This is a genomic window from Saccharothrix hoggarensis, assembly GCF_042678885.1.
In the GTDB taxonomy this organism is placed as follows: Bacteria; Actinomycetota; Actinomycetes; order Mycobacteriales; family Pseudonocardiaceae; genus Actinosynnema; species Actinosynnema hoggarensis.
Genome location: NZ_JBHTLK010000338.1, coordinates 1 through 5,095 on the forward strand (window position 1 = coordinate 1; position 5,095 = coordinate 5,095).

General features: G+C 73.0%; 4 protein-coding genes and 1 pseudogene. All 5 read left to right on the forward strand.

What is annotated here, in order from left to right:
* Window positions 1–452: pseudogene (locus ACFQ3T_RS34090) on the forward strand (hypothetical protein); the annotation flags it as partial.
* A 234-nt stretch (window positions 453–686) separates the two neighbouring features.
* Complete coding sequence (locus ACFQ3T_RS34095) at window positions 687–1,418, forward strand: hypothetical protein (protein WP_380729846.1); 732 nt, start codon at window positions 687–689, stop codon at window positions 1,416–1,418.
* Window positions 1,419–1,575: 157 nt separating this feature from the next.
* Complete coding sequence (locus tag ACFQ3T_RS34100) at window positions 1,576–2,421, forward strand: hypothetical protein (protein WP_380729848.1); 846 nt, start codon at window positions 1,576–1,578, stop codon at window positions 2,419–2,421.
* Window positions 2,422–2,782: 361 nt separating this feature from the next.
* Window positions 2,783–4,153, forward strand: coding sequence for a serine/threonine-protein kinase (locus ACFQ3T_RS34105; RefSeq protein WP_380729850.1), 1,371 nt, complete (start codon window positions 2,783–2,785; stop codon window positions 4,151–4,153).
* 117 nt (window positions 4,154–4,270) lie between these two features.
* Window positions 4,271–5,095: serine/threonine-protein kinase (locus ACFQ3T_RS34110; protein ID WP_380729852.1), on the forward strand; the 825-nt coding region annotated here is incomplete at its 3' end.

Sequence of the window (5,095 nt, forward strand, 5' to 3'; positions counted from 1 at the left end):
ACCGCACGGCGGGCGGCAGCCCGTCCACCGGGCAGACCGGCGGCGTGCCGGGCAGCCCCGGCACGCCGGGCCTTCCCGCCCTCCCCGGCACGCCGACGTCGCCGCAGGTCACCACGGTTCCCGGCGACACCGGGCCGGTCGTGGACGCGGACGAGATCGCGACCAGCACCGAGGTGTTCTACGAGGGCGTCGCCACCAACACCGACTCCGCGATGTCCCTGGTGTCCGACGCGTTCCGGGAGACCGGCGAGGCCGTGCTGGAGCAGAGGTTCGCCGACGTGTCGCTGGTCGAGGTGACCGCGATCACCGTCGACCCGTCGAAGGGCATCACGGTGAGCACGTTGCAGCTGACCCACAAGGACGGGTCGACGACGACCGAGAAGCGCGAGCTGGTCTTCACCACCGACGGTGTGCCGCTGATCGACGCGGAACGGCCCGCGGACGGCCGTTAGCGGCCCCGGGACCGCCCCCGATCACCACCGAGGCGCGCACCTCTGCGTCACCCTTCGTCCGTTCGAGCGACGGGTTTTGACCACTGGTCGCCACGAAAGGGTGAAGTCCCCCGCTGAGCTGGCTTCTCGCTGGTCGGGCACGGTACGAGTCTTGGCGACGACACGACGAGGGAGTCGCCAGTGCAGCGCCCTACGACGAGCGGTCGCAGGCACAACCGAGCCGGTTCGGTCACCGTGGCCGAGCTGATCCGGAAACAGCCGACACCACTGCGAATCCCGCCCTGTGAGCACGTCCCCGCGCACGTCCCGCCGGTCGACCCGCTCGCGGTCGAGCCGCCGCGGGCGGCGCGGTCGAGGGCCACCAGGGCGGCGAAGCTCGCCGGCGTGGCCACCGGGGCGATCGGCCTGCTGGCGTCCGTCGCGGCGGCCTCGGTGCTGGCGGGGAACCGCCCCGCCGGTCCCGGCGAGGCGAGCGTTCAGGCGCCGGCCCCGATCAACGGCTCGTCCGCGCTGCGTCCCGACGTGCTGTCGGCGGAGCTGGGCGGCGGGCAGCAGCCCGTCCTGGCGCCCGTCCCCGTCGACGAGGTCCTGCCGCCGGCCGCAGCGCCGTCCGCGGCGGGGTCGTCCGTCGTGCCGCCGCCGTCCGTGGCGGTCGGGCCGGAACCCCAGGTGGACGTGGTGCGGCGGTTCTACGAGCTGCTGCCCGCCAAGCCCGCGGACGCGTCCCGGCTGCTGTCGCCGGACCTCCTCGGCGGCGACGCGCACGGGTTCGTCTCCTCGTGGGGCCAGGTGCAGGCGATCACCATCGAGTCGGCCGCCTTGCGGCCCGACGGGGCGGTGGTCGCGGTCGTCTCGATGCAGGAGCGCACGGGTCGCTGGATGCGCGTCGAGCAGGTTTTCTGGTTGACCGACACGACTGTCCCCCGCATTGTGGCGACCGAGGTTCTATCGGCCCAACGGAGTTGACTCTCCGTAGCGATCTTGCTGTGAACCTCACTCAGTGTGCAAAAGATCAGTAGTTGTGGAGGAAACTTCACTCAAAGGGGTTACGTAGACGGTCACGATTCGGTATCCATGATCCCGGTCAGTAGCGCAGTGCTTCCCCGGGAAAGGGTGTCCAGCGGTGTCGAACGACGACAAACGCCGTCGGCAGGATGGCTCGACGGCCAAGCTGTCGGTCGCCGAACTGCTTGCCAGGCGCGAGGCGGAGACGCAGCCGATCCCGCGGATCACCGATGACGAGGAGACCGTCCGCTTCTCCGCGGCCAAGCTGTCGGCCGCCGCGAACCTGTCGGGCCGCGAGCTGCACATCACCGAGCTGCTGCGCCGCGAGGGGCGCGCCGGCGAGGAGGAGCGCGGTGGCGGGTTCTCCGTCCCGAAGCTCGTCGCGATGGCCGGCGGCGGCGTGGTGCTCGCCGGCACCGTCGCGTTCACCGCGTCCAACCTGATGTCGTCCCCGGACGAGCGGCCGCTGGCCGAGGTGCGCTTCGACGCCCGGCCCGCCGCGCGCGCCACCAACACGCTCACCAAGGACCTCGGCGCCGCCGCTGCCACCAAGCAGCAGGAGACGCAGCAGGCGCAGGCCGAGACCACCACGACGACGCCGGAGCGGGCGCCCGAGCAGACGCCGGCGCCGCGCAGGCAGCAGGACCCCACCCAGCAGCAGCAGCCGACGACCACGACGTCGACGACGACGCAGCAGCCGACGTCGCAGACGCCGAGCAGCAGCCAGCAGACGACCCCGCCGCCCAGCACGAGCACCACGACGCCCGCGCCGCCGAGCGACAGCACGCCGCCGCCCCCGTCGTCCTCGTCCACGCCGCCGTCGTCGTCCACCCCGCCGTCGTCCTCGAACCCGAGCACCCCGCCGCCGTCCGGGCAACCCGGCACGGGCATCGGCGTGGAACTCGACCTGGGCGGGATCCTGAACCCGATCGGCGGGTTCGACTTCTTCGCCCCGGCCGGCTGACCGCACCCGCACCGCACCGGTCCACTCGGGACACCCGGGTGGACCGTCCGGCGTGTCCGGGCACGTCGCGCCCGGCGCCGCCGGGCGCGGCCAGGGCGGCGACTGGGCCGTTCGGCCGCAAATCCGGCGATCTTCGTGCGAACGGGTGTCCCTACGCCCCGGTATCAGGTATCCCTTCCCGGTCACCCCTCGGCTCACGTGACCCGCGCAACGGTCCGAAAGCCGTCGTCACGGCCGGGGTAGGCTCTGCGGGCGAGCGGTGGCCTAGCCTGTTCCGCGCACCGATCCGCACGACGAGGAGCCCGAGCGTGAGACCTGCTGCCCTTGCCGCGGTCACGCAGCGCCCCAGCGAGGTGGTCCGGTGAGCAACGACGATCGCGTCATCGCCGAGCGCTACCGGTTCCTGGACCGGATCGGCAGTGGCGCGATGGGCATCGTGTGGCGCGCCCAGGACGAGCGCCTCGGCCGCATCGTGGCGATCAAGCAGCTGCTGCTCCAGCCGAGCCTCGACGCCACCGAGCAGGACGAGGCCATCCAGCGCGCCATGCGCGAGGGCCGCATCGCCGCCAAGCTGCACCACCCCAACGCCATCGCCGTGTACGACGTGGTGGAGGAGAACGGCGCTCCGTGCCTGGTCATGGAGTACCTGCCGTCGTACAGCCTGGCCGACACGATGGCCGAGCACGGTCCGCTGGACCCGATCGAGGTCGCCCAGATCGGCATGCAGGCCGCCGCCGCGCTGGCCGCCGCGCACGCCGCGGGGATCGTGCACCGGGACGTGAAGCCGGGCAACGTGCTGCTGGCCGACAACGGCCTGGTCAAGATCACCGACTTCGGCATCTCGCGCGCCAGCGACGACGTCACGGTGACCAAGACCGGTCTGATCGCGGGCACCCCCGCCTACCTCGCGCCGGAGATCGCGCGCGGCCAGGACCCGTCGCCCGCCTCGGACGTCTTCTCGCTCGGCTCGACGCTGTACGCGGCGGTCGAGGGCGAGCCGCCGTTCGGGCTGTCGGAGAACACGCTCGGCGTGCTGCACGCCGTCGCCGCGGGCCGGATCAACCCGCCGACGGTCGACCACCCGCTGATGGACGTGCTGCTGCGGCTGCTCAGCTACGACCCGGCCGACCGGCCCACCATGGCCCAGGCGCGGGACCTCCTCAACGCCGTGGCGCACGGCCGCGACCCCAGCCTGACCGGCCTGCTGCCGGCCGGCTCGTCGGGCTTCGCCCCGGTGGTCGCGGGCGCGGGCGCCACGACGGTCCTGGACGCCGACCGCACCCGCGTGGTGCGCCCCGGCCCGCGCAGCTCCGGCGCGAACGCGGCCGTCGTGCCGCCGCCGCCGTCGTCGACCAACGACAACCGGCCGCTGGTGATCACCGCCGTGGTGCTGGGTGCGCTGCTCCTGCTCGGCTTCCTGCTGGTCGTCGCGCTGGACCTGTTCGGCGGTCAGAAGGAGCCGTCGTCGCCGCCCGCGGACGACTCCAGCTCGGCCACGCCCGCGCCGACCACGACGACCAGCCAGCTGCCGCTGACCACCACCGTGCAGACCGAGACGGTCACGGTCCAGCCGACGACGACCCCGCCGCCGCAGATCACGACCACCACCACGACCACGCCACCGCCGCCCACCACGACCACCACGACCACCACCACGGCCCCGAGCCCACCGCCTTCGAGCCAGCCCCCGACCACCACGACGACGCAGCCCAGCGGCGGCGCGGTGCCCTGAGGGCGATGGACCTCGTAAGGTGGGGCCGAACCCCATCGGGTGACGCAACGTTCTTGTCCTAGTGGCGTCTTGTCGTTCGCCACTGATTGAAGCCCTAGCAGCTACTGGGAGCACGCCGTGAGCGACGATGGCCGCCTGGTTGCCGGCCGCTACCGACTGGGCCGGCGGATCGGCAGCGGAGCGATGGGCATCGTCTGGCAGGCGCACGACGAGCGCCTGCACCGGACCGTCGCCGTGAAGCAGCTGCTCCTCCAGCCCGGTCTGGCCGAGGCCGACACCGACGAGGCGAAGCGCCGGGCCATGCGCGAGGGCCGGATCGCGGCCCGCCTCCAGCACCCGCACGCGATCGCGGTGTACGACGTGGCGGAGGACGACGGCCAGCCGTGGCTGGTGATGGAGTACCTGCCGTCCAAGAGCCTGTCCACGGCGCTCTCGGAGCGCGGCACGCTGCCTCCCCGCGACGTGGCCTCGATCGGCTCGCAGGTCGCGTCGGCGCTGGCCGCCGCGCACAACGCGGGCATCGTGCACCGCGACATCAAGCCGGGCAACATCCTGCTCGGCAACGACGGCACGGTGAAGATCACCGACTTCGGCATCTCCCGCGCCACCGGCGACGTCACGGTCACCGCCACGGGCATGCTCGCGGGCACGCCCGCCTACCTCGCGCCCGAGGTGGCCAAGGGCTACGACCCCGGCCCGCCGTCGGACGTGTTCTCGCTGGGCTCGACGCTGTACGCGGCGATCGAGGGCGCGCCGCCGTTCGGCCTGAACGAGAACACGATCGCGCTGCTGCACCAGGTCGCGTCGGGCAAGGTGGTGCCGCCGAAGCAGGCCGGTCCGCTGACCGCGCTGCTGATGCGCCTGCTGCGCGCCGAGCCCGAGGACCGGCCGACGATGGCGGAGGCGCGCGAGGCGCTGGCCGCGGTGGCGGCGGGCCGGGCC